The organism is Tessaracoccus lacteus, from assembly GCF_029917005.1.
GTDB lineage: Bacteria > Actinomycetota > Actinomycetes > Propionibacteriales > Propionibacteriaceae > Arachnia > Arachnia lactea.
In genome coordinates this window covers 2,963,729-2,987,815 of sequence record NZ_CP123967.1, presented here as the reverse complement: position 1 = coordinate 2,987,815, position 24,087 = coordinate 2,963,729, and the positions used below count along the sequence as shown (strand labels likewise).

Sequence of the window (24,087 nt, the reverse complement as noted above, 5' to 3'; positions counted from 1 at the left end):
TCACCCATGACCACTCAGCTCGTTCTCGCGGCCCTGGCAGGTATCGCCGTCATCGTCGCGCTCATCGTCTGGCTCAAGATCCATCCCTTCCTGGCGCTGATGGCCGGCGCCGGCACGATGGCCATCGCGGCCGGAACCCCCTACCAGGACCTGTTCTCCTCCTTCACGACGGGGCTCGGCGACACCATTGCGGGCGTCGGCCTGCTGATCGTGCTCGGCTCGATCATCGGCACACTGCTCGTCCACTCGGGCGGCGCCGATGTGATCGTCGATACCATCCTCGCGAAGACCCCCGTGAAGCGGCTGCCATGGGCCATGGCGCTCATCGCCTTCGTCGTCGGCATCCCGCTGTTCTTCGAGGTCGGCGTCGTGATCCTGATCCCCGTCGTGATGTTCGCCGCGCACCGCGCCAAGCTGCCCGTGATCCTGCTCGGCATCCCCGCGCTCGCCGGCCTCTCCGCGCTGCACGGCCTCGTGCCTCCGCACCCCGGACCCCTGATCGCGATCGACGCGCTGGGCGCCAACCTCGGCCTGACGCTGGGCTTCGGCCTGCTCGTCGCCATCCCCTGCGTCGCGATCTCCGGCCCGATCCTCGGCCGCGTGATGGCGAAGTGGGTCCCGATCCCGGCCCGCGAGAACTTCCTCGGCGAGGTCGACACGGATGCCCGCGACGGCCGCAGGCCCTCCTTCGCCGCGGCGCTGATCGTCGTCCTGCTTCCCGTGGTCCTCATGCTCGCCCGCACCGTCGTGGAGATGGCGGGCTCCGAGGAGTCCGGGCTCGGCCAGGCCGTCGTGTTCGTGGGCACGCCGCTGATCGCGCTGACCATCACCACCGTCGTCGCGATGTTCCTCCTGGGCTACACCTTGGGCCGCACCCTGAAGCAGGTCTCCGACACCGTCGGCTCCTCCTTCGCGCCGATCGCCAGCATCCTGTTGATCGTTGCGGCGGGCGGCGGCTTCAAGCAGACGCTGGTCGACTCCGGCATCGCCGACGTCATCGCGTCGGGCATCGTGCAGGCCTCAATCCCCGTGATCCTGGCCGGCTGGATCGTCTCGGCGCTCATCCGCGTCGCCACGGGCTCCGCGACCGTCGCGACCATCACGGCCTCGGGCATCATGGCCCCGCTGGCGACAGACCTCACCTCCCCGCACCTTGCGCTGCTCGTGCTGGCCATCGGCTCCGGCTCGGTGTTCCTCTCCCACGTCAACGACGCGGGCTTCTGGCTGGTCAAGGAGTACTTCGGCATGACGGTCGGCCAGACCTTCAAGACCTGGTCGCTGATGGAGACCGTGCTGTCCGTCACGGGCCTCGCCTCGGTGATGCTGCTCTCGCTCGCTTTCTGACAAGGAGTTACACATGCAGTTGGGAATGATCGGGCTCGGCCGGATGGGCGCGAACCTCGCAAGGCGCCTGCTGCGCGCCGGCCACGAGGTCGTCGCCTACGACGTCAACGCGGAGTCGGTGGCCGAGCTGGCCGCAGACGGCGCGGTCGGCGCCTCGTCGCTGGCGGACCTCGTGGCGCGGCTCGCGCCGCAGCGGACCGTGTGGATCATGATCCCCGCGGGCTTCGTCGACGGGACTCTCGACGGGCTGGTCGGCCTCCTCGATGCCGGTGACACGGTCATCGACGGCGGCAACTCCTACTACCGCGACGACCTTGGCCGCGCTGCCCGGCTCGGGGAACTGGGCGTCGACTACGTCGACGTCGGCACCTCCGGGGGCGTGTGGGGGCTTGAGCGCGGCTACTGCCTGATGATCGGCGGACCCGAGACGACGGTGCGGCGGCTCGACCCGCTGTGGCGGGCGCTCGCGCCCGGCGCGGGCGAGGCCGAGCCGACGGCGGGGCGTGGCGAGCCCGCCGGCCGCACGGCCCAGGACGGCTACCTGCACTGCGGCCCGACCGGCGCCGGGCACTTCGTGAAGATGGTCCACAACGGCATCGAGTACGGGATGATGGCGTCGATCGCGGAGGGGATGGCCATCCTGGCCGGCGCCGACGCGGGGCTGACCGACCACGTCGTCGACGCCGAGACCGCGCCCCTGCGCGACCCGGAGAACTACCGGTACCGCTTCGACCTGGGCGAGGTCGCCGAGGTGTGGCGCCGGGGCAGCGTCGTCGGGTCGTGGCTGATGGACCTCACCGCCTCCGCGCTGGCCGCCGACCCCGACCTCACCGGCTTCTCCGGCCGCGTCTCCGACTCGGGGGAGGGCCGCTGGACGGTGCTCGCCGCCGTCGAGGAGGGCGTTCCGACGCCCGTCATCTCGGCCGCGCTCACCTCACGGTTCGCGTCGCGGGGTCTCGACGAGGTGGCCTCGAAGATCCTCTCGGCGCAGCGCGCGCAGTTCGGCGGCCACGACGAGCGCAAGCACCTGGATTGACCGGCTGGTCGCGGCCCGCCGGGAGGCGTTGACATACTCATGACGTGATCGACGCGTGGACCTGGCCCGCCTATGTGGGCATCCTTCTGGGGGCTGCCGCCTTCGTGGCGCTGTTCGTGCCCATCCTGGTGTGGGAGTCGCGGCGGATGGGCCAGATCCGCCTGATGCGGGTCGTCGGGGCCGCGGCCGTCGCCGTCTACGGGGTCGCGCTGATCGCCTACACGCTGCTGCCCGTCCCCGATGGGCAGTGGTGCGCCGCCAACCCGTCGCCGCCGCGCAACCTGAAGCCGCTCAGCTTCGTCGGGGACCTGCTCGACTACTACCGGGCCAACGGGCTCCGCTCGCTGCTGCGCAGTTTCGTGTTCCTGCAGGTCGTGTTCAACGTCGTGCTGTTCCTCCCCTTCGGCGGCCTGTGGAGGCGGTACTTCGGCGGGCGGGTCGTCACGGCGACGCTGCTCGGGTTCTGCGCGTCGGTGGCGATCGAGGTCACCCAGACGACGGGGGCCCTCGGCCTTCTGCCCTGCGCGTACCGGGTCGGCGATGTGGACGACGTGTTCCTCAACACGACCGGCGCCCTCATCGGCGCCGCCCTCGCGGGGGCGTTGTTCTTCTTCGTTCCGGACGCCCGTTCCGAGTCGCGGCGACGTGGCCGTCCCCGTCTCGTCACCCGGAGCCGTCGACTGGTCGGCATGCTGGTCGACTATGCGCTGCTGGCCGCGGTGCAGGCGTCGGTCGCGCTGGGCTGGCGCGCGACGCAGTACTGGATTCTCAAGGTGCCAGCCAATCGCCTCGACGAGGTCGACGGCGTCTTCTGGGGCGGCGTCGTCGGCCTCATGCTGGTCGTCGTGGCCCCCTGGTTCACCGCGAGCGGTGCGTCGCTGGGCCAGCGGACGGTGTGGCTGACGCCGGGCGGGGAGAAGGCCGGCTTCTGGCGGCATGCTGCGCGTTCCCTGATGGGGTTTGGCGGCTGGGCTCTGCTCAGCACGATCGCCACGGTGCCCGGTCTGCCCGCCGGGGCCGTCTCGGCGCTTCAGCTGGCCGCATCGGTGCTCGTCGGCGCCACGTTCATCGCGCTGATCGTCGACCGGAGCGGCCGCGGGCTGTCGTTCCGCGCCGCGGGTCTGGCGGTCGTCGACTCGCGGGCCTGAGGTCAGGCGAGCTCCACCCGCGGCAGGTTGGCCCGGGCCGCCTCGCCGAGGGCCGGGCCGCGGTGTCCGGCTACGTGCGCGGCGGCCGCCGCGAGGCCGTGCCGCACCCACCCCGTCGGTTCGTCCCCGTCGAGCACGCCCCAGGCGAGGCCCGCCACCAGCGCGTCGCCCGCCATCACCGACTGGACCGGACGCTCGACGGGGCACGCGGCGGTCGCGTCGCGGGCGCCGTCGAGGAACGCGACGCCATCGGCTCCAAGCGACACCAGCGGCAGCCGCGCCCCGGCGGCGGCGAAGGCATCGAGCGCGACGCGCACCCGGTCGGCGGGATCGGCTGCGGCCACGGCCGGGAGGGCCAGGATCTCGTCGTCGTTCGGCTTGAACGCCAGCACGCCCGGCACCTTCAGCGCGGCGACGAGCGCGTCCTTCTGCGCGTCGACGATCACCCGCGCGCCGCGGGCCAGGCAGGCGCGCGCCAGGTCCGCCCACGTCGTGGCGGGCAGCCCGGACGGCGTCGACCCGTTGAGGGTGACGACATCCCCGGGGGCCACGTCGGTGAGCAGGCGGCGCGCCAGGTCGTCCAGCGGCGCCTCGTCGGCCAGGTGGAACCCGGCGCCGACGAAGTGCGCCGCGACCTTCTCGCCCGTCTGGTCGACGAGCGTCAGGTTGTGCCGGGTCGCGCCCGGTACCGCGACGAGCGTGTGCGCGATGCCTTCGGCCGTCAGACGCGCTGAGTAGTCGACCTCGTCGTCGGCCCCGATGAGCGCGTACGCCACCGTGTCGAGGCCCAGCGCGACCGCGGTCCTGGCGCAGCTGATGCCCTTGCCGGAGCAGACCGAGCGGAAGTCGTGCATGGCCCCGACGCCGCCCCAGGCCAGGCCGCTGACCGTGAAGTAGTCGTCGTAGCCGGTGTTCAGGGTGACGGTGCGCAGGACTGCCATGGCGCCAAGATACCGGCGGGGCCGGCGGTCAGCGGGCGGCCCACCACTCCTTCAGCAGTCGGACGGCGTCGTCGTGCTCGCGCGGGCCGTTCTCGGTGCGGTCCTCGAGCAGGAAGCGGTACGCCTCGCCGACCTCGCGGCCCGGCCTGATGCCCAGCACGGCCATGATCTCGTCGCCGTCGAGGTGCGGGCGCAGCGCCTGGAGCTCCTCCTGCGCGGCCAGTTCGTCGATGCGCCACTCGAGCTCCTCGTAGCTGCGCCGCAGCCGCGTTGCCTTCTGGCGGTTGCGGGTCGTGCAGTCGGCGCGGGTGAGGATGTGCAGGTGCTCAAGCTCGTCGCCGGCGTCGCGCACGTAGCGGCGGACGGCGGCATCGCTCCAGCCGCCATCGCCGTATCCGTGGAACCTCAGGTGCAACTCGATCAGCTTCGCGACGGACTTCACGACGGCGGCCGGGTACGTCATGGCCTTCAGACGCTTCTTGATGAGCTTGGCGCCGACGATGTCGTGGTGGTGGAACGTGACCTTCGAGCCCTCGAACCGTCGGGTGGCGGGCTTGCCGGCGTCGTGCAGCAGCGCGGCGAGGCGGTTGACGATGTCGGGCTGGTGGCCGCGGGCCTTCTCCAGCTCGATCGCCTGGTCGAGGACGGTGAGCGAATGCTGGTAGACGTCCTTGTGGCGCGCGTGTTCGTCGAGTTCGAGCTGCATTGCGGACAGTTCGGGGATGAAGTGGTCTGCCACACCCGTGCGCACGAGCAGGTCGATGCCCTCGCGGGGAGCGTCGGTCAGCAGCAGGCCGGAGAACTCCGCCTGGATCCGCTCGGGGGAGACGATCTCGATCCGATCGGCCATGCCCTTCATGGCGGCGACGACGTCGGGCGCGACGCTGAACCCCAGCCGCGAGGCGAAGCGCGCGGCGCGCAGCATGCGCAGCGGGTCGTCGGAGAAGCTGATCTCGGGCGTCGACGGGGTGCGGATGATGCCGTCGGCGAGGTCGTCGAGGCCGCCGTAGGGATCAAGGAAGGCCTTGGTGGCGACGTTGATCGCCATGGCGTTGACGGTGAAGTCGCGGCGGATCAGGTCGCCGTCGATCGTGTCGCCGAACGCCACCTCGGGCTTGCGGGACTCGCTGCGGTACACGTCGGCGCGGAAGGTGGTGACCTCGATCTGCCACTGCGTGCCTCCGGACTTCTTGAGGGCTCCGATGGTGCCGAAGTCCTTGCCGATGTCCCACGTCGCGGGGGTGAACTGCTTCAGCAGCGCGTGTGTCTCGTCGGGGGTGGCGGAGGTGGTGAAATCGAGGTCGTGCCCCAGCTCGCCGAGCAGGGCGTCGCGGACGGAACCGCCGACCAGGAAGATCTCGTGTCCGGCCTCGGAGAACAGGCGACCCAGATCGTCGATGACGGGCGCAATGCGCAGGAGTTGGCGCATCGCGTTGGTCTGGGCTTCGGTCAGACTGGGCACGAGGCACGATTCTAGTGCCGCTCATCGCACTCAAGCCCCGGGAGGAGCCCAGATGTCGGAAATCGGCGTTGCCGCAGCCCAGTTCGGCCCCGTCGCGGACGAGGCCGCCAATCTCGAGCGCATCCGGGAACTCGCCACGCAGGCGGCCGGCCGCGGCGCCCGCGTGGTCGTCCTCCCGGAATACTCCAGCTACTTCGTCGACCCGTTCGACGACACGCTGGCGGCCCACGCCCAGAGCGTCGACGGCCCCTTCGTCGCGGGCCTGCGCGACCTGGCGGCTAGCCTCGACCAGGTGCTCGTCGCCGGACTGCTGGAGCAGGGATCGGGCGAGCGGGTCCGCAACACCGTCGTCGCGGTCGGGGCCGACGGCCCGCTCGCCACCTACCGAAAGGCCCATCTCTACGACGCGTTCGGGCAGCGCGAGTCCGACCGGGTGGAACCCGGCGAGCTGACGGCGCCGGAGACCTTCGACCTCGACGGCCTCCGGTTCGGGCTGGTCACCTGCTACGACCTACGGTTCCCGGAGTCGACGCGCGTGCTCGCCGACGCGGGCGTCACCGCGGTCCTGATGCCCGCGCAGTGGGTCCGCGGCCCTCTCAAGGAGGACCACTGGGCGACGCTGATCGCGGCGCGGGCCATCGAGAACACCTGCTACGTGGCGGCCGCCGACCACCCGCCGAAGTACGGCATCGGGCTCAGCCGGGTGGTCGACCCGCAGGGCGTGACGCTCGCCGGCGTCGGGGCGGGCGACGGGCTCGCCGTCGGCTTCCTAGTGGCCGACGAGGTCCGCCGGGTGCGCGAGCGGAACCCCGCCCTGGAGCTGCGCCGGTACCGGGTCGTACCGCGCGGATAGGCGCCCGCGACCGCGGTCCGATCCTGTGCGGGAGGGGTGACACCGGACTGCCTGACCTAGTTGGCGCGAAGACCAAGCCTCTGGTGTTCCTGCACTAAGCTGCACTGACTAGTACACACACCTCTCGGAAGGTCGATTCATGCCATCTACTGCTACGTGTGAAGAGTGCGGGGAAGAGTTCGACCTGGTGGAGCTTGAGGATGGTTACTGCGAGATGTGTAACGAGTCACTCGCCGCCGCCGGCCGGGACGCGATGGACCCCGACGGGAACGGCTACGACGATTACGGCAACTGGGACCCCGAGCGCCTCGGTTTCTAGATCAGACCACTAGTTCCACGACCGACGTCCCTTGCGGGAGCTGTGCGACCACAGAAGCCCCGCGCAACCAGCTTCCGTTAGCCCAGGGCGACATCCGGACTCTCCGTCCCTCGTCTCACCCGTACCGACCCCGTCCCGACGCTCGCCACGATGGGCCCCAAGAAGCCATTGGTTGCAAAACCCCTACTCAGACGCCCCTCCAGCGCGACTAGCCGCCCCGCTTCTGTTGACGTGGCTGCCTCGCCACGTAGGGGCGAGGCAGCCAGTTCAGATACTGAAGTCGTCGTGCAGCGCCACCCGGCTCAGCTCGAACCGACCATCTGGGAGCGCCCAGTAGTGGATGCGGCGAGCGGAGGCGGTATTGATCTGAAGGCTGGCCCTCCAGGCAACTGCACCGTCCGCCCGGACGCGGACCGGATCAGCGCCGCCGGTTCCTGTCCGAAGGCGATGCACTTCCCGACCAGTGATCTGCGACGCTCGACCGGTGACGATCTCGACCACCACATCGGCGATCTTTTCTGCCTTGATTCCCTCCAAGGTGGCCACTGACTCAAGGAACTGCGGGCCGATGAGGTACTCGCCCAGCTGAAGCTCGGCCTGTTCGCTCTGGATGGTCCTCTTCGCCCACTGGCCGAGGACGCGATAGCGGAAGCCCTGCTCGGCATCAGCGAAACGGGGTTCATCGTCCGCGCCGGCCGGGTTCAGGTTGCCAGCTTTACGGAGTCGTGCCTTGGTGGACTTCAGCTCACTCGCGGCACGGTTGGCACGCCGCTCGGCCTGCTCGTACAGGTAGCGGAGCTGCTCCCGTTCGTCAGCCGCAGCATCGACTTCACTCTTCCAGGTGGCCACCTCCTTGTTCAGGCGGCCGATCTCGGCCTTGAGCCCATCGATCTGCAGCAACAGAGTCCTCGTCGGCGTCGCGGCTGGCGCTTTCATGTCACGCTGCCTGGGCGGACCGGGAAGCGGTATCTGCAGCGGCGTCGGCCTCGGTTCGACGGCCGTGACTGGCTCCGCGGGCGCGGCTGGCGGGGTTACCTGTAGCGGTGGGACGATCTCGGCTTCGTCCTCGTCGCAGGGGTCCGGCTCGACTGGATCCTCAATCAGCCATGGTGGTCCGCCGTCGAGGAGCGCCGGCGCCGGCACGACGGTCTCGTCATCGTCGACGTCACTGAGGGTGAGCGCCCAGACTGGGCCGGTGGAAGCGAGTCGCGCGGTCACGACCTCTCCGACGGTCATCAGTATGTTGAGGTCATCGAGCGGGTTACTCGTGACGTCCTCTGGACGAATGGTCGCTGTCACGGCGGGAGCCAGTGTCTTCGGGTAGAGGAGCAGCTCCGCGGACTCGTTGTGAACGGCTGACACCCGTGCGAGGACAACGTCTCCGACCGAGTAGGCGCCCAGAGCGGTCGCAGGGTCGATCAGGCTCTTGGTGACATCAACACGGTTGGTCTGCGGGTCATACCATCCGTGAACGCGTTGGCCAGCAGCAAGCAGGCGCTCGATGGCCACATCCTCAACCGTCAGTTCCTCTGCGATCGTGGCAGGCAGTCGGTTGCCCACATCGACCAAGGCGCGGCCCGCAACAACCAGCTTCACCAGCGCAGTGACCTCCCGGAGGAAACGCGTCGGCTTGGTCTGCAGGAGGCCTGCAGCCACGGCCATCCGGAACATGTCGGAGATCAGGTCCTGTGTCGCCTTCTCACCGTCCCTGCTTCCCCAGGCGAAGTGCAGGGGCGAGATCCTCAGGTCCCTCGACCACTCGTGGCCCACGGGATAGACCCGCCCGGCACCCCCGTAGACCTGCGTTCCGTCAGGCATCCGGTCCGAGAACTCCCAGGAAGCCTCTCCTGTAGGCATGAGGTAGACATCTGCCAGTTCCCCGGCCTCTCGCGCGATCTCCTCAACATCGATCCACGGCTCCTCGCGCGTCGCCGGGATCGACACCACCACGACCGGCCGCTTACGCGAACCACCATTCAGCAGATCAGCAAGAGCACCTGCCGCACCAGCGTCATCGACCCGATGAATCGTTACCACAGCTACTCCCCAAACCACGTGAATGTCGACGAAGCCTCTGCTCGCGCTCTCACCCAGTAAGTAGTCGCGATCGACCCCGGTTCGTCCTGACCTCGTCACGGGCCAGTGCAAGCAGATGCATCACTGTCACCGTATCGAGAGGGTCCGACATGTGAGGCACCGATGCGGTGAAGGTCGGAGCGAAGGCACCCGAGGGTGGGCAGTTCTTCGCCCGCTGGTCCTACGAGCCGGTGAAGCACGCAGCTGATGATGATGGCTTGTTCCAGGAACCAGGGGCTGGCGAGATCATCGACGGCTACCGGAAGATCGACAACATCACCGACCACGCGCTGGCCGAGTACCGCAAGGCCTTCGGCACCAAGGTCTCCAAGGACGACATCTTCCACTACGTCTACGGCGTTCTGCACTCGTCTGAGTACCGGACACGGTTCGAGGCCGATCTGAAGAAGATGCTGCCCCGCATCCCCCTCGCCCCGAGCACCGAAGCATTCGACGCGTTCGTTGCTGCCGGCAAGCGGCTGATGGATCTGCACATCAACTACGAGAACGTCGCCCCGTACCCGCTCGATGAGGTCGTGCAGGCCCCGCGGGCATGACCGAGGAGGAGCTGTTCCGGGTCGAGAAGAAGATGGCCTACGGCGGTAAGGGGAAGGCCAAGGACCGCTCGGTGCTGGTCTACAACAGCCACGTAACGCTCCGCGGGATCCCGGCCGAGGTAGACGAGTATCAGCTCGGGTTACGCTCCGCGTTGGACTGGATCATCGACCGCTACTGGATCCGCACCGACAAGAACTCTCACATCGTCAACGACCCGAACACCTACAGTGACGATCCGCGCTACATCATCGATCTGATCAAGCGCGTCGTCACCGTCTCGGTGGAGACCGTCAAGATCGTCAAAGGGCTTCCTTCGTTGGGGCTCAGCGACTAGCGGGCGGCCGTCCCTCGTTTGTACTCAGGCCGCGGGAATCGGTTGGTCATCCACTGCGGACCGTGCCCCAGGACCCGTCCAATTTGGGCGGAGGGGACCCGGTCGGCTTGCAGCTCCTGCACGAGCTCACCGAGCTCCGTCTCAGTTGCAGATCGCAGGGCGTCTTCCTCCGCCTGGGTGAGCGGTCTCCATCTGGGCCGTGACTGCCGGGGCCGTGGTCCCCGATCTGCCGGCTTCGCCCGGTGTGGATGTGGCGGATCTTGCCCCGACGCTTACGCTGGTACGGGCGACCCGCACAGTGGGCCGTCGGGGGAGAAGGAATCTTAAGGACGTCACATGGCCAAGTCACCAAGCTCCGGAGGCAAGCGCGGGAAGACGAAGTCCCGCGCCCGCACGATCTGGGGCCGCATCGGCATCGGCGCCCTCGTCGCGTTCATCGTCGTCGGCCTGACCGGGCTCGGTGGCCTGTTCTTCCTCTACACGACCACCGACCTGCCGGACCCCAACTCCGACTTCACGACGAACACCACGTTCATCTATTACGCCGACGGCGAGACGCAGATGAGCTCCCTGTCGGTGCAGAACCGCGTCAGCCTCGACTACGAGGACATGCCGCAGGTCATGAAGGACGCCGTCGTGGCCGCCGAGAACCGGTCCTTCTGGGAGGACCCGGGCTTCTCCATATCCGGCATGGCGCGCGGCGCGTGGAGCATCGCCACCGGCGGTGAGCTCCAGGGCGGCTCGACCATCACGCAGCAGTACATCAAGATCCTCTACCTCGACTCCAGCCAGACGGTCACCCGCAAGGTCCGCGAGCTGATGCTCGCCACCAAGATGGGCCGCGAGATGCCCAAGGAGGACATCCTCGAGGGCTACCTCAACACCATCTACTTCGGCCGCGGCGCCTACGGCATCCAGGCGGCCTCCCGCTCCTTCTTCCTGAAGGACGCCAAGGACCTCAGCCTCTCGGAGGCGGCGGCGCTCGCGGCGATCCTGAACAACCCCAGCGCCTTCAACCCGTCCGGCGGCGACGAGAAGCTCGAGGCACTCTACGACCGCTACACCTACGTCCTCGACGGCATGCTGTCCATGGGGACCATCACGCAGGCCGAGCACGACGAGGCGTACGGCTCGCTGCCCGAGTTCCCCGAGGTCCCCGTCAACAACCGCTACGGCGGCTCGAAGGGCTTCCTGGTGAAGATGGCCGAGGAAGAACTCGTCGAGCACGGCTTCTCCGAGGAGGAGATCCAGGGCGGCGGACTGCGCATCGTCACCACGATCGACAAGACGATGCAGGACGCGGCCGCCAAGACAGCGAAGGCCTACACGAAGCAGGCGGCCGAGGACGCGTACGGCGACCCGGATCCCGCCGACCTGCACGTCGCCATCTCGTCGGTCGACACGTCCAACGGGGCGATCCTGGCGCAGTACGGCGGCCCTGACTACGTGAAGAACCAGCGCAACTGGGCGACGACCGACCGTCCGGCGGCGTCGACGTTCAAGACCTTCGCGACCATCGCTGGGCTGCGCAACGGCTTCTCGCTCGACTCAACCTTCAACGGCAACACGTTCGTGCCGCGCGGCGACACGCAGACCATCCGTAACGAGTTCAGCTACCAGTACGGCCCTGCCGTCACGCTGCGGAAGGCGACCGCCGACTCGATCAACACCGCCTTCGTCGACATGACGCAGCAGATCACCAACGGCGCCAGCGAGGTCGAGAAGGCCGCCAACGACGCGGGCGCCCCGACCAGCCGCGGCTGGGACCTCAACAACCGCATCGCGCTCGGCGCCGCCGAGGTGAGCCCGCTCAACATGGCCAACTCGTACGCCACCCTCGCCAACGGCGGGGAGCGCAACGACACCCACATCGTCGCGCAGGTCATGGACAGCGAGGGCAAGGTCATCTACGAGGCCGACCCCGGCTCGGAGCAGACCATCGAGAAGAACGTCGCGGCCAACGTGACCGACGCCCTGACCTCCGTGGTCACGGAGGGCACCGGCACCCGGGCCTCGGCGCTCGGCCGCCCCGTCGCGGGCAAGACCGGCACCAACGGCGTCGAGGACGCCATCACGTCGGCCTGGTTCGTCGGCTACACCAAGCAGATCTCGACGGCCGTGATGTACGTCGCGGGCGACTCCGGCAATGAGGATCTCGAGGACTACAAGCGGCCCCAGGATCCGACGTTCTTCGGCTCCAGCTACCCGCTGATGACATGGGTCGACTACATGATGATCGCCACCGACGGGATGGACGTCGAGCAGTTCGACACCGCCGACGACATCTTGCCCGAGGTCAGCACCAGCCCCGCGGCGACCAGGTCAGCCAGCCCGACGGCGTCGGCGTCACCCACACCGTCGGAGACCCCGTCCGAGGAGCCGTCAAAGGAGCCCACGACCGCGGCCCCGACCACCGCCGCCCCGACCACGGCAGCCCCGACGACCGCGGCTCCCACGACAGCGACGCCCACCCAGGCTCCGACGACCGCGACGCCCACGAAGGAGCCGACCAGGGCGACGCAGCAACCGACCGCGAAGCCCGATGAGACCGGCGTCGCCGGTGGCGACGGGGACGGGGACGGGGACGGGGATGCCGGCCAGGGCGCGGGCGACGGCGGCAGCGAGGGATAGCGTCCGGGGCGCCCACTAGAGTGATGGGCGTGACCAACGCGATGTGGCCCCGGCTCGGTGGCCCGATGGGCAGCCACGCGGCTCCGAGGGGACTCTGGTTCAACCCGCTGCCCTGGATCCTGCTGGCCGGCACCGCGGTCTTCCTCGTCCTGTTCCTCAGGCACACGCCGTGCGTGCAGGTCGCGGCCGACAACGCCGTCAACGTCTACATACGCGTCTGCTACTCCGACATCCAGGCCACGTTCCTGTCCCAGGGGTTCGGGCAGGGGGTCTCCGCCTTCGGGACCGACGCCATGACCTTCCCGCCGCTGACGGCCGCGTTCATCTACACGACTCAGCTGATCGGCGCGTGGGTGTTCGGTTCCTCGGTCTACCCTGGTGTCGCGCTGCAGGAACAGGTCGACGCGTCCGTAGTGTTCTTCGGGCTGACGGCCGTCGGGCTGTTCGTGTGCCTGCTCGTCACGCTGCTGTGCCTCGCCCGGCTGAGCCTCGACTCCGACGCCAGGCGACCGAGCTGGGACGCGATGATGGTCGCCGCGTCGCCCGTCGTGCTGGCCGTCGGGCTCATCAACTGGGACCTGTTCGGCATCGCGCTGACATGCCTCGGCATGTTCCTCTTCGCACGCCGAGCCGTCGTCGAGTCGGGCATCGTGCTCGGGCTGGCCGCCTGCGCGGCGACCATGCCGATCGCGATCGTGCTGGCCGTCACCGTCGCGTGCGGGTTGCGGGGCGGCTGGAAGGTCGCGCTGCGCTTCGCCGTGCCCGCCGTCGCCGCGTTCTTCCTGGTCCACCTGCCGCTGCTGATCCAGGACTTCGACTCGGTCTACGCCTTCTACCACGGCGAGATCAACAAGGACACGGGCTACGGCTCGCTCTGGTACCTGGCGTCGCTGATGGGCGCCTCGACGCGCAGCACCGGGTCGCTGGCGTTCGTGCTGCTGATGCTCGGGTTCGGCATCCTGATCGCCTGGCTGTACGTCACGCACCGCACGCCGCGCGTCGGGTCGCTGGTCGCGGTGATGCTGCTCGCCACCTGCCTGCTCGGCCCGGCCTACCCGCCCCAGACGGCGCTGTGGCTGCTGGTTGCCGTCTACTGGGCCCGCCCGTACCGCTGGGAGATGGCGGCCTTCACCATCACGCAGGTCGCGTACTACCTGGCCATCTGGCCCTGGCTGAACGGCTCGCTGACCAGCGCCCAGTCGGGTCCGTACGCGGTGTACTGGCTCGCGATCCTCGCCCGCGCGGGCGTCGAGGCCTGGCTGCTGGTGTCCTGCCTGCGCGACATCGCCACCCCCCGCCGCGACCTGCTGCGCACCCCGTCGTCCCCGGACCCCATCGGCGGTGTCCTGAACGACGGCGAGACCCTCACGAGAGTCGCCCCGCCGCTCCCGGCAGACCCGCCGCCGCTCTACCGCTCCGATGCCTGTCTGTCGGTTCCCTGAGCCTCTCTTTCGGTTCCCTGAGCTTGTCTGTCGGTTCCCTGAGCCTGTCTGTCGGTTCCCTGAGCCTGTCTGTCGGTTCCCTGAGCCTGTCCTTCGGTTCCCTGAGCCTGTCGAAGGGCGCCGAAGCGAAGCGAGGCGGAAACCCCAGCCCTGACCTTTCGCTTCGCTCAAGGCACCTCGACAAGCTCGGCGACCCGGTTCCCTGAGCTTGTCTGTCGGTTCCCTGAGCCTGTCGAAGGGCGCCGAAGCGCAGCGAGGCGGAAACCCCAGCCATGACCTTTCGCTTCGCTCAAGGCACCTCGACAAGCTCGGCGACCCGGTTCCCTGAGCCTGTCTGTCGGTTCCCTGAGCCTGTCGAAGGGCGCCGAAGCGCAGCGAGGCGGAAACCCCAGCCATGACCTTTCGCTTCGCTCAAGGCACCTCGACAAGCTCGGCGACCCGGTTCCCTGAGCCTGTCTTTCGGTTCCCTGAGCCTGTCGAAGGGCGCCGAAGCGCAGCGAAACGAGTACCCCAGCCATGACCTTTCGCTTCGCTCAAGGCACCTCGACAAGCTCGGCGACCCGGTTCCCTGAGCATGTCTGTCGGTTCCCTGAGCCTGTCTGTCGGTTCCCTGAGCCTGTCGAAGGGCGCCGAAGCGCAGCGAGGCGGAAACCCCAGCCATGACCTTTCGCTTCGCTCAAGGCACCTCGACAAGCTCGGCGACCCGGTTCCCTGAGCCTGTCTTTCGGTTCCCTGAGCCTGTCTGTCGGTTCCCTGAGCCTGTCGAAGGGCGCCGAAGCGCAGCGAGGCGAGTACCCCAGCCATGACCTTTCGCTTCGCTCGAGGCACCTCGACAAGCTCGGCGACCCGGTTCCCTGAGCCTGTCTGTCGGTTCCCTGAGCCTGTCGAAGGGCGCCGAAGCGCAGCGAGGCGGAAACCCCAGCCATGACCTTTCGCTTCGCTCAAGGCACCTCGACAAGCTCAGGGGCTCGTCAGACCCAGCGCACCTCGTCGCAGGTCACGGTCGTCATGCGCGTCGTGACGGGCACCTCGTCGCCGACCTGGACGGGTGACGCGTCGCCCGGCACGAAGATCATCGACGAGTGCATGTGCGGCGGCTCGGCGAAGTCGCGCTTCCGGCCGCCGATTGTGAACGGCGACAGGGTGCGCTCCATGGCGTCGAGCACGCCCGTCGAGATGGTGACGAGGCGCTGCTTGAGGGTGCGCTGGTGCACGGGGGCGGCCATCGCAACGATCGTGATCGGCTGCTCGTCGGGTGCCCAGGACGGCATCACCAAGGGGGCATCCGCGATGGTCGCGATGCGATCGCATCCGCTGCCGACCTGGGTGCCTCGATAGCTGCCGACGCACGCCCGAAGTGGTGGGTCATGGGCGGCGTGATCGCCGACGAGGTGCGCCAAACCATGGCCGGTGACCACCGCTGGGGCCATAGTTGGGTCGGAGTCGAAGAAAGGGGAGAGATCATGCCGGATATGACTGGTTCGGGTGCTTCTGGGCCGGAGTCCGTGGACCGGACCCTCGACAAGGCGGTCGCAGCTCCGCCCCCGGATGATGCGCGGAAGCCCTCGTCGCCCCAGGATCTGGCCAAACCGGCCTGGGGATACGCCGTGAGGCGGGCGGTGTCGGAGTTCAGCAAGGACAAGGTGACCGACCTCGCCGCCGGGCTCACCTACTTCGCGGTCCTGTCGCTGTTCCCCCTGCTCCTGGCGCTGGTGTCACTCCTAGGCGTGTTCGGGCAGGGCGAGGAGACGGCCCAGGGACTCAACGGCCTGGTCGAGCAGTACGCCCCGGCCGAGCTGGCAGAGCTGCTGCGTGGCACCATCACCGGGCTGGCCACGCAGACGGGCGCGGGGCTGGCGCTCTTCACCGGTCTCGTGGGCGCCCTATGGGCCGCTTCGGGGTACGTGGGTGCGTTCTCCCGGGCGATGAACCGGGTCTACGAGGTGGACGAGGGGCGGCCGTTCTGGAAGCACAAGCCGCAGATGCTGCTCCTCACCCTGGTGATGGTGATCATCCTCGCCGTCATCGTCTTCGCCCTGCTGCTGTCCGGCGACCTGGCCAGGACGGTCGGTGACATCGTGGGTCTTGGCGACACCGCCGTGCTCGTCTGGAGCATCGCAAAGTGGCCGGTGATCGTCGCCCTCGCCGTCCTCCTCATCGCTCTGCTCTACTACTTCACGCCCAACGTCAAGCAGCCGAGGTTCCGCTGGATCAGCCTTGGTGCCCTTGTGGCGCTGATCGTCTCCGCGGTGGCGGTCGCGGCCTTTTCCATCTACGTATCGAACTTCGCCTCATACAACGCCACCTACGGCATCATCGGTTCGGTCATCATCCTGCTGCTGGGCCTGTGGATCATCAACAATGTGTTGCTTTTCGGCGCGGAGGTTGACGCGGAGATCGAGCGGAGTCGCCAACTCCAGGGCGGAATCGTGGCAGAGGGATCCATCCAGCTGCCGCCCCGCGACACCAAGGCCTCCGAGAAGCTGGCCGAGAAGCACAGGAAGCTGAAGGAGCAGGGCAGGCAGCTGCGGCGCGAGCACGGCAGGGACCACTCGTCCGACGATGAGGCGCTGCGCGCCCCCTGATCGGCGTTCCGTGCCGCCGGTGGGCGTCAACGAGGGGAGGAAGGTCCCCGCGCCCGTTACGGTCTAGGGATGACTTCCCATTCGGAGACTGCGCCGACGTTGAGGCGCGCTGTGACGACCCCGGCACTGTTCCTGTTCATCCTGGGCGACGTGCTCGGCGCCGGGGTCTACGTGCTGGTCGGATCTGTGGCGGGAGCCTCGGGCGGGGCGGTCTGGGTCCCTCTCCTCGTCGCCCTGGTCATGGCGTTGCTGACCGCTGGGTCCTACGCCGAACTGGCCACCAAGTACCCCAGGGCGGGCGGCTCGTCGCACTACGCCACCCGGGCCTTCGGCCCGTTCGCCGGGTTCCTCGTCGGCTTCTGCATGCTGCTGGCGGGGGTCGTGTCGGTCGGGGCACTGAGCCTCGGCTTCGCCGGCGACTATCTGGCCGAGTTCCTCACGGCCCCGGTGCCGCTCACGGTCATCGTCTTCCTGCTGCTCCTGGCCGCGCTGAACGCGTACGGCATCCGCGAGTCGATGTGGGCGAACATGGTGGCCACCGTGATCGAGGTCGGCGGTCTCGTCCTGATCATCGGATTGGGCGTCATGGTTGTGGCGCGGGGGGACGCGGACCTGAGCCGGCTCACCCAGCTGGGGACCGCGGAGAACGGACCGGTGCTGGCCGTGCTGGCTGGCAGTGTGCTGGCGTACTACTCGTACGTCGGTTTCGAGACGTCGGTCAACGTGGCGGAAGAGGCGAAGGACCCGGCGCGTTCCTATCCCAAGGCCCTGTTCGGCGCTCTGGCGGTGGCGGGGCTGATCTACGTCGGTGTGGGGATGGCGGCCAGCGCCATCCTGCCCACCGATGAACTGGCAGCATCGTCGGGACCGTTGCTGGAGGTCGTGCGTGCCGCAGGGGGTGTGCCACCGGTGCTGTTCTCCGTCATCGCCCTGGTCGCGGTCGCCAATGGAGCCCTCCTGACGGGCATCATGTCGTCGCGGCTGGCGTACGGGATGAGCCGGGACGGGCTGCTGCCGTCGTTCCTCGGTCGACTGCTGCCGGGGCGTCGCACACCGTGGCTGGCCATCGCCGTGACGACGGGGCTGTCGCTGATTCTGGCCCTGATCGGTTCCATCGAGGTCCTCGCATCGACGCTCGTGCTGCTGCTGTTGGTGGTGTTCATCGCGGTCAACACCGCCGTGCTGGTGCTGAGGAAGGACCGCGTCGAGCGCTCCCACTTCCAGATCCCCGCCGCGGTGCCGGTGCTGGGCGTGCTGAGCTGTCTACTGCTGGTCACGCAGATCGAGAAGGAGACCTGGCTGTTCGGGCTGCCGATCCTGGCCGTCGGCGCCGTCCTGGCGGCCGTCGCCCATCGGCGGGCCCGTGCCGCCGCAGCAGCCTGAGCCACCGACCCCGGTGGCTCGAGGCTGGAGACCTCAGATCCAGCGGAGCTCGTCGCAGGTCACGGTCGTCATGCGCGTCGTGACGGGCACCTCGTCGCCGACCTGGACGGGTGAGGCGTCGCCCGGCACGAAGATCATCGACGAGTGCATGTGCGGCGGCTCGGCGAAGTCGCGCTTCCGGCCGCCGATTGTGAACGGCGACAGGGTGCGCTCCATGGCGTCGAGCACGCCCGTCGAGATGGTGACGAGGCGCTGCTTGAGGGTGCGCTGGTGCACGGGGGCGGCCATCGCGACGCCATGGGCGGTGCCGCCGGAGACGATGACGATGAACCCGGCGCGCGGGGCCGCGACCTGGTGGTAGCCCAGCCGCGTCCCCTTCCCGACGGGGTGCACGTCGAGGACGGTGGCGGTGGTGCGGTACGCATCCTTCGCGCCCAGCCAGAGCCGGGTGCCGACGCGCATGTGGGCCGCGACGTCCAGCTTTCCGGCCAGCGTGCGGTAGTCCGCGACGCTCAGGTGCGACACCCAGACGGGCGCCTTCGCGACGGCCAGGCCCTCGCGGGTGAGGCGGCGCGCCTCCTCCAGGGAGCCGGAGGCCGGGAGGTGCACGGCCCAGCCCTCGAGTGTGAGGCCGTCGAGGTCGCCGGGGGTGAGCGAGGCGGGGCTGAGGCCGTGTCGGCGCATAGAGGTGATGATCTCGACGATCACGCGGGCACCGGGGTGCGACGCGGCCAGTGCGCGCACGTCCTCGGCGCGCGAGACGGTCGTGATGACGCGTGGATCGTCGAGCAGCGCGGTCGCGACGGCGTCGAACGGGCGCCAGGGGTTGAGGACGACGACGTCGCCCTCGAATCCGCCGGCGCGCACGGCGGCGACCTCCTGCGCGATGCCGACGGCGATGACCTCGACGCCCAGCTCGGAGGCCTGCGCGGCCAGCGTCTCCAGGCCGAAGCCGTAGCCGTTGCCCTTGGCCACCGGCACGAGGCCGGGGACCTCGGCGAGCAGCGCGCGCTGGTGCGCGGCCCAGCGGGCACGGTCGATCGTCAGGATCAGCGACACGTCGTCACCGCCGCTTCAGGTAGAGGTCGAAGGCCTTGTAGAGGACCTTGTTGATCGCGAGGTCCCACTCGCCGATGTAGGCGACGGCCTCGCCGCCCGTGCCCACCTTGAACTGGATGAGACCGATCTCCGGGTCGTTGGCGCCAACGCCCTCGGTGATGCCGCGCAGGTCGTAGACGGCGCAGCCGGCCTCGTTCGCGTCTCGGATCATCTGCCACTGGATGGCGTTCGAGCCGCGCACCTCGCGCTTGGCGGTGGTGGAGGCGCCGTAGGAGTACCAGGCGTGCTCGCCGACGCGGACCATCGTCGTCGCGGCGACGAGGTCGCCCTCGTGTTCGGAGAGGTAGACGCGCATGCGGTCGGGATCCTCGGCGTTCAGCGCGTCCCACATCTTCTCGAAGTAGGCTAGCGAGCGGCCGGTGAACCCGTCGCGGGCCGCCGTCTCCAGGTAGATCTCGTGGAAGCGGGCGAGGTCGGCGCGCGTGCCGCGCGTCACGGTGACGCCCAGCTTCGCGGCCTTCTTGATGTTGCGCCGCCACAGCTGGTTCATGCCCGAGAGCAGCTCGGCCTCGGTTTTCTGGGTGCCGTCGGCGTGGCGCAGGGGGAGCTGGAAGTTGAACATCGGCTGCCCGGCCGCGAAGCCGTGGGCCGACTCGTTGGTCACCCAGCCGCCGTGCAGGAGGGTGTTGCGCAGGCGCGTCCCGACGAGCGTCGTCTCGTCGGGGGTGACCTGCGAGAGCGCGGTGACGTTCTCGTCGGCGATGGCGGTCTTGATGGTGTCGGGCAGCCAGCGACGGTGCGTCAGCCAGGGGCCGATCCGCACGGCGAAGGCCTTGGAGCGCTTGGCGTGCGTCGCGAGAGCCTTCAGGTGGTCGGCGACGTCCGTGCGCGACCAGTCGAGGACCGGACCCTCAGGGAGGTAGGCGAGGTAGCGCTTCAGCTTAGGCAGCTGCCGGTAGAGGATCAGCCCGACGCCCGTCAGCGTCGCCCCGTCGAAGAACCCGATGGACTCGCCGCGCCACTCGGACTTCACGTCCGCCCACGCAGGGGTCTGCAGGAACGACGCGGAGCCGCGCTCGTTGATGAAGGCCAGGTGCTGGTCGGCCGTGATGGTGCGTACCTCGATGCTCACCCCACAAACCTACCTTCCCGGTCCTTTCGCTCCGGCCGCAGACCCCACCGGTTCGTGCGCAACTGCGGCTGGAGCCGGTCAGCTTCGCGGGGTGACCCGGCGGGGGTCCGGGGTGGCCCGGGCCGGTGATGGAAGAATGACGGCCATGCACAACAACGACGACGGCGCCCCGGCGCCCTGGCTGACCAGCGCCGCCCGGCACCCCGTCTTCCGGGTGCTCGCCGTCATCGGGCTCGCCGTCACGATCTTCCTGCTCTGCTACGGCGTGCCCGGCACCGACTACTTCTGGCCCGAGTACCGCGGGGCCCGGATCTATCAGGCGCACATCGACCTCGAGGTCTACCGCCTGGGCGCCGAGCAGCTGCTGAGCGGTGCGGACCTGTATGGCAGGCTGCCCGACACCTGGATGGGGGTGAACCTGCCGTTCACCTACCCGCCCATCGCCGCCGCCCTGTTCGTGCCCCTCGCGCTGCTGCCGCTGCCCGTCGCGTCGCTGTTGCACACCATCTTCACGCTGCTGGCCGCCGTCCTGGTGGTCGTCGTCGTGCTGCGGGAGCTGACGCGGACCTCCTGGGCCGACGCGATGTGGCTCGGCTTCGCGCTGAGCTCCATGCTGCTGTGGGTCGGGCCGGTGCGCGAGACCGTGGGCTTCGGGCAGGTCAACACGATCCTGATGGCGCTGGTCGTCGTCGACATCATCGTCGGACGCGGGAAGAAGTGGCAGGGCTGCCTCATCGGCCTGGCCATGGCCATCAAACTGACGCCGGCAGTGTTCCTCGCCTACTTCCTCATGCGGAAGGACTGGCGTGCGCTGATCACCGGCGTCGTCTCCGCGCTCGCCTACACCGCCATCGGCTTCCTCATCAACTGGCGCGACTCCGTCACCTACTGGACCGAGACGCTGCGCTCCGCCGACCGCATCGGCAACCTCGCCTTCGTCTCCAACCAGTCCCTCAACGGGCTGGTGCGGCGCCTCGTGCTCGACGACCGCGCGGCAAGCATCATCTGGTTCCTGCTGTGCGCCGTGATCGGGCTGAGCCTGCTGTGGCTGATGGCCCGGCTGTTCCGCCTGGGCGCCGACGCGGCCGCCATGTGCGTGATGGGCGTCTACTCGCTGCTCGCGTCGCCAGTGTCGTGGTCGCACCACTGGGTGTGGTGCATCCCGATGCTGATGGTGCTCGTCTGGCTCGTCTTCCACGGCACTGAGACGACGCGGTGGTTCGCGGCTGCGGCCGCCGTGCTCGGCTGCTGGGTGTTCTTCTCGCGCGTGATCTGGGAGCAGCCGATCACGCAGGAGGACATCGCCCCGTGGAACGTGGCGCAGCAGTTCTTCGGCAACGCGCAGACCCTGTGGGGGCTACTGTTCCTCGCGGTGCTGGCCATCGAGGTGTGGTCGCGGCGGAGCGCCCCGGTAGGCTCGGGCGCATGACAGCAATGAACGAGAAGCCCGAGATCGACTTCCCCGGCGGCGAAGCCCCGGCCGATCTCGTCATCACCGACATCGTCGAAGGCGACGGCGCCGAGGCCAAGGCCGGCGACGTCGCGCACGTGCACTACGTCGGCGTCGCCTTCAGCACAGGCGAGGAGTTCGACTCCTCCTGGAACCGCGGCGCGCCCCTGTCGTTCCCGCTGGGTCACGGCCACGTCATCAGCGGCTGGGACCAGGGCATCCAGGGCATGAAGATCGGCGGCCGTCGCCAGCTCGTCATCCCCAGCCACCTCGCCTACGGCGAGCGTGGCGCCGGCGGCGTCATCGCCCCCGGGGAGACGCTGATCTTCGTCTGCGACCTCGTCGGCCTCAACTGAGCCTCCCGACACGAGAGGGGCCGCACCACCGGTTGGTGGTGCGGCCCCTCTGTCGTTGAGCGGCGGATCAGCCCTTCAGCTCGATCTTGACGGCCTCGTCGAGGATCTCGTCGACCTTGATCTCCGACAGCTTCGGGCCCTCGGGCAGGTTGGCGAGGTGCTCGTTGTAGGCGGCGATGATCAGTTCGATCGCCTTCTCGTCGGACAGTTCGCCGGTGTCGACGACCAGGTCGAAGTTGGCCTCGTCGGCCCAGTCCGCGGAGTAGACGCGTTTGGTGAACCTGCGTCGCGTCTTGTCGTCCTTCTCGATCTTGGCCAAGGCCTCCTCGTCCGAGATGCCGTCGCGCTTGCCGATGCGGCGGGCGCGGACGCTGTCGGGGGCCTTGACGAACACGTCGAAGGAGTCGGCGTAGTCGCCGAGGACGACGAAGCCGCCGCGGCCGAGGATGACCACGTCGCCCTGCTTGCCGATGGTCTTGATCGTCTTGTTCATCCACTCGATGGTCCACACGCTGTCCTGCGTGTAGAGGTCCCAGAACGACGGGGCCTCGTCGCCGTAGATCTCGTCGAGGCGGATGAGTCCGTACTGCTCGATCACGGCGTTGATCGTTGCCTTGTCGGCGAGCTTCCAGCCCAGTTCGCGGGCCAGCCCGCGGGCGATCCGGGCGCCGTGAGTGCCCAGCTGCCGCGAAATCGTGATGACTGCCATGTTGTCGACCCTCCTGCATGGGCCATTAGCCGCGTGCCGCCCCCTGTGGGCGGGCCTACAGCCCGTACTGCATGTCGAAAATCCTACGGCACTGACCTAATCGGAGGGGAGCCTTCGGGTAACCGGTCCTCGTCGCGGTGGGTTCCTGGGCGGTGGGCGGCGAGTGGCGGGTCAGTAACCGACGGCGGTCAGCCCGTGTTCTGCCTGTTCTCTTGTGAAGCCCTCGAACAACAGTTGGTCGAGCAGACCACTCCGGGAGAACGCCGACGTGTCCAGATAGCTGCGGGCGGTGTCGGCCGCCTGCTCGTTCCAATCGACGGAGATGCTGGCGACCGCCCGCTTGGCCTCCGCGTTGCTGAAACCCTCATACTCCAACTGCGCGATGAGGCCCTTCTTCGAGAAGGGTGCTGAATCCAGATACGACTCGGCCATTCTGACGGCGTTCTCGTGGGCGAGCGATCCCGAGGAATCGTCGCCGTCTGATGTCGTCGGCCGGTCGGAGTCCTGGTCGGTCGGTCCTGGTTCGACCTTGGCGAATTCATCAGGCGTCGTGTCGACCATGGGCTTGCCATAGCTCGAGACGACGATGATCCTCTTGATTCCCGGATCATTGAATGCGGCGTCGACCCCGTCGACACCGCGCATGATCGCTTGGAGGCGCGAAGAAAGGTCGTCCACTCCGTAGCTCTTCGAGAGGCGGGCGTAGGAATTGGTGTGGGTCAGAGTCACTGAGCCAGTTGTGGCGTCGAAGGCCACTTTGGTGAAGCGAGGCTCTCCCTCCGTTGTCTGGTTGCGGCTCGATTCGATCCATTGCGAGACGTCGGCCAGCGCTTCCGCGGCTGCCAGTTCGGCACTTGATTGAGTCGATGGCTCTGGCGATGGACTTGCGGTGGCCGAGGCAGTGGCCGTGATCGTCGCTGTCACCGTGGCCGTGGCTACAGCGGTTGAGACAGCGGGTGACGGTGGCTGCTCGCCAGTGCTGCCGCAAGCGGTCAGGAGGGCGATGGTGAAGGCTGTGGCGATTCGCGCTCCATGCGGCACGGGTGACCTCCTCGGGCTGGCGCAATAGAGGAACACGGACTTTGCCGAGTGCAAGCCCCGATCGCCATTCAAGCTGAACGTAACACGATCCATCGAGGGCGTGGCCAGAGTTCGCGCTCCGGCAATGTTGCGGAATGAATCGCAGGCTTCTGGCATTTCGGGGCATTGTCCGTGCGCTGACGAAGCATGATTCTGCGGCCGGACGACGTATCCACGGGGGCGCATACC

At 68.4% G+C, this 24,087-nt stretch carries 20 protein-coding genes; 12 read left to right on the top strand and 8 right to left on the bottom strand.

Annotated elements, in window-relative coordinates; translation table 11 throughout:
* The first annotated feature begins 6 nt into the window (after positions 1–6).
* From QH948_RS13785 to QH948_RS13775, 3 genes are read left to right on the top strand one after another with little or no spacing between them, the layout of a single operon-like run.
* Positions 7–1,344, top strand: coding sequence for a GntP family permease (locus QH948_RS13785; RefSeq protein ID WP_281144899.1), 1,338 nt, complete (start codon positions 7–9; stop codon positions 1,342–1,344).
* Positions 1,345–1,357: 13 nt separating this feature from the next.
* Positions 1,358–2,380: a phosphogluconate dehydrogenase (NAD(+)-dependent, decarboxylating) gene (gnd, locus tag QH948_RS13780; protein ID WP_281144898.1), complete on the top strand. Its 1,023-nt coding sequence runs from the start codon at positions 1,358–1,360 to the stop codon at positions 2,378–2,380.
* A 44-nt stretch (positions 2,381–2,424) separates the two neighbouring features.
* Entirely contained in the window at positions 2,425–3,528 is a 1,104-nt protein-coding gene (locus QH948_RS13775; protein ID WP_281144897.1) for a VanZ family protein, read from the top strand.
* A gap of 2 nt (positions 3,529–3,530) precedes the next feature.
* On the opposite strand, the gene QH948_RS13770 is transcribed toward QH948_RS13775, so the two are convergent.
* Together QH948_RS13770 and QH948_RS13765 are read right to left on the bottom strand one after the other, a co-directional pair.
* A complete protein-coding gene (locus QH948_RS13770) occupies positions 3,531–4,469 on the bottom strand; it encodes a 1-phosphofructokinase family hexose kinase (RefSeq protein ID WP_281144896.1) in 939 nt (312 codons plus the stop codon).
* Between the two features lie 28 nt (positions 4,470–4,497).
* Positions 4,498–5,898 carry a CCA tRNA nucleotidyltransferase gene (locus QH948_RS13765; protein WP_281146214.1) on the bottom strand — a complete coding sequence of 467 codons (1,401 nt, stop codon included), beginning with the start codon at positions 5,896–5,898 and terminating at the stop codon, positions 4,498–4,500.
* Between the two features lie 85 nt (positions 5,899–5,983).
* Between QH948_RS13765 and QH948_RS13760 the strand changes: the two genes are divergently transcribed.
* Positions 5,984–6,784, top strand: coding sequence for a carbon-nitrogen hydrolase family protein (locus QH948_RS13760; protein WP_281144895.1), 801 nt, complete (start codon positions 5,984–5,986; stop codon positions 6,782–6,784).
* A gap of 586 nt (positions 6,785–7,370) precedes the next feature.
* Here the strand turns inward: QH948_RS13760 and QH948_RS13755 are convergent.
* Entirely contained in the window at positions 7,371–9,053 is a 1,683-nt protein-coding gene (locus QH948_RS13755; RefSeq protein WP_281144894.1) for a hypothetical protein, read from the bottom strand.
* A gap of 254 nt (positions 9,054–9,307) precedes the next feature.
* Here QH948_RS13755 and QH948_RS13750 point away from each other — a divergent pair, with 254 nt between their 5' ends.
* The 4 genes from QH948_RS13750 (at position 9,308) to QH948_RS13735 (ending at position 14,144) form a co-directional block, all read left to right on the top strand.
* Positions 9,308–9,736 carry a type ISP restriction/modification enzyme gene (locus QH948_RS13750; RefSeq protein WP_348634932.1) on the top strand — a complete coding sequence of 143 codons (429 nt, stop codon included), beginning with the start codon at positions 9,308–9,310 and terminating at the stop codon, positions 9,734–9,736.
* Positions 9,733–10,071: a type ISP restriction/modification enzyme gene (locus QH948_RS13745; protein WP_281144893.1), complete on the top strand. Its 339-nt coding sequence runs from the start codon at positions 9,733–9,735 to the stop codon at positions 10,069–10,071. The genes QH948_RS13750 and QH948_RS13745 overlap by 4 nt, the downstream gene beginning before the upstream one ends.
* Before the next feature lie 336 nt (positions 10,072–10,407).
* Positions 10,408–12,702, top strand: coding sequence for a transglycosylase domain-containing protein (locus tag QH948_RS13740; protein ID WP_281144892.1), 2,295 nt, complete (start codon positions 10,408–10,410; stop codon positions 12,700–12,702).
* Between the two features lie 29 nt (positions 12,703–12,731).
* Complete coding sequence (locus tag QH948_RS13735; protein ID WP_281144891.1) at positions 12,732–14,144, top strand: glycosyltransferase family 87 protein; 1,413 nt, start codon at positions 12,732–12,734, stop codon at positions 14,142–14,144.
* A gap of 971 nt (positions 14,145–15,115) precedes the next feature.
* Here the strand turns inward: QH948_RS13735 and QH948_RS13730 are convergent.
* Positions 15,116–15,415, bottom strand: a complete 300-nt coding sequence (locus QH948_RS13730; RefSeq protein ID WP_281144890.1) for a hypothetical protein — start codon at positions 15,413–15,415, stop codon at positions 15,116–15,118.
* A 348-nt stretch (positions 15,416–15,763) separates the two neighbouring features.
* Here QH948_RS13730 and QH948_RS13725 point away from each other — a divergent pair, with 348 nt between their 5' ends.
* Positions 15,764–16,729, top strand: a complete 966-nt coding sequence (locus QH948_RS13725; protein WP_281144889.1) for a YihY/virulence factor BrkB family protein — start codon at positions 15,764–15,766, stop codon at positions 16,727–16,729.
* A 69-nt stretch (positions 16,730–16,798) separates the two neighbouring features.
* Complete coding sequence (locus tag QH948_RS13720) at positions 16,799–18,112, top strand: APC family permease (RefSeq protein ID WP_281144888.1); 1,314 nt, start codon at positions 16,799–16,801, stop codon at positions 18,110–18,112.
* A gap of 33 nt (positions 18,113–18,145) precedes the next feature.
* On the opposite strand, the gene QH948_RS13715 is transcribed toward QH948_RS13720, so the two are convergent.
* Together QH948_RS13715 and QH948_RS13710 are read right to left on the bottom strand one after the other, a co-directional pair.
* Positions 18,146–19,171 (bottom strand): alanine racemase, encoded by a 1,026-nt coding sequence (locus QH948_RS13715; protein WP_281144887.1) that lies wholly within the window; start codon positions 19,169–19,171, stop codon positions 18,146–18,148.
* 4 nt (positions 19,172–19,175) lie between these two features.
* On the bottom strand, positions 19,176–20,303 hold the full coding sequence (locus tag QH948_RS13710; protein ID WP_348634931.1) for a lipid II:glycine glycyltransferase FemX: 1,128 nt from the start codon (positions 20,301–20,303) through the stop codon (positions 19,176–19,178).
* Between the two features lie 145 nt (positions 20,304–20,448).
* Between QH948_RS13710 and QH948_RS13705 the strand changes: the two genes are divergently transcribed.
* Both QH948_RS13705 and QH948_RS13700 read left to right on the top strand, forming a co-directional pair.
* Positions 20,449–21,732 (top strand): glycosyltransferase 87 family protein, encoded by a 1,284-nt coding sequence (locus tag QH948_RS13705; RefSeq protein ID WP_281144886.1) that lies wholly within the window; start codon positions 20,449–20,451, stop codon positions 21,730–21,732.
* Between the two features lie 5 nt (positions 21,733–21,737).
* Positions 21,738–22,109 (top strand): FKBP-type peptidyl-prolyl cis-trans isomerase, encoded by a 372-nt coding sequence (locus QH948_RS13700; RefSeq protein ID WP_219084147.1) that lies wholly within the window; start codon positions 21,738–21,740, stop codon positions 22,107–22,109.
* A 67-nt stretch (positions 22,110–22,176) separates the two neighbouring features.
* On the opposite strand, the gene QH948_RS13695 is transcribed toward QH948_RS13700, so the two are convergent.
* The gene (locus QH948_RS13695) at positions 22,177–22,818 is read right to left on the bottom strand and encodes a cytidylate kinase-like family protein (RefSeq protein WP_281144885.1); all 642 of its coding nucleotides are present in this window, start codon (positions 22,816–22,818) and stop codon (positions 22,177–22,179) included.
* A gap of 171 nt (positions 22,819–22,989) precedes the next feature.
* Complete coding sequence (locus QH948_RS13690; protein WP_281144884.1) at positions 22,990–23,859, bottom strand: Ltp family lipoprotein; 870 nt, start codon at positions 23,857–23,859, stop codon at positions 22,990–22,992.
* Between the last annotated feature and the right edge of the window lie 228 nt (positions 23,860–24,087).

Excerpts from the sequence above, each read along its gene's own strand:
- QH948_RS13785 (WP_281144899.1), top strand. The coding sequence starts at position 7 with ATGACCACTCAGCTCGTTCTCGCGGCCCTGGCAGGTATCGCCGTCATC.
- gnd (WP_281144898.1), top strand. The coding sequence starts at position 1,358 with ATGCAGTTGGGAATGATCGGGCTCGGCCGGATGGGCGCGAACCTCGCA.
- QH948_RS13770 (WP_281144896.1), bottom strand. The coding sequence starts at position 4,469 with ATGGCAGTCCTGCGCACCGTCACCCTGAACACCGGCTACGACGACTAC.
- QH948_RS13765 (WP_281146214.1), bottom strand. The coding sequence starts at position 5,898 with ATGCGCCAACTCCTGCGCATTGCGCCCGTCATCGACGATCTGGGTCGC.
- QH948_RS13760 (WP_281144895.1), top strand. The coding sequence starts at position 5,984 with ATGTCGGAAATCGGCGTTGCCGCAGCCCAGTTCGGCCCCGTCGCGGAC.
- QH948_RS13745 (WP_281144893.1), top strand. The coding sequence starts at position 9,733 with ATGACCGAGGAGGAGCTGTTCCGGGTCGAGAAGAAGATGGCCTACGGC.
- QH948_RS13740 (WP_281144892.1), top strand. The coding sequence starts at position 10,408 with ATGGCCAAGTCACCAAGCTCCGGAGGCAAGCGCGGGAAGACGAAGTCC.
- QH948_RS13730 (WP_281144890.1), bottom strand. The coding sequence starts at position 15,415 with ATGCCGTCCTGGGCACCCGACGAGCAGCCGATCACGATCGTTGCGATG.
- QH948_RS13720 (WP_281144888.1), top strand. The coding sequence starts at position 16,799 with ATGACTTCCCATTCGGAGACTGCGCCGACGTTGAGGCGCGCTGTGACG.
- QH948_RS13705 (WP_281144886.1), top strand. The coding sequence starts at position 20,449 with ATGCACAACAACGACGACGGCGCCCCGGCGCCCTGGCTGACCAGCGCC.
- QH948_RS13700 (WP_219084147.1), top strand. The coding sequence starts at position 21,738 with ATGAACGAGAAGCCCGAGATCGACTTCCCCGGCGGCGAAGCCCCGGCC.
- QH948_RS13695 (WP_281144885.1), bottom strand. The coding sequence starts at position 22,818 with ATGGCAGTCATCACGATTTCGCGGCAGCTGGGCACTCACGGCGCCCGG.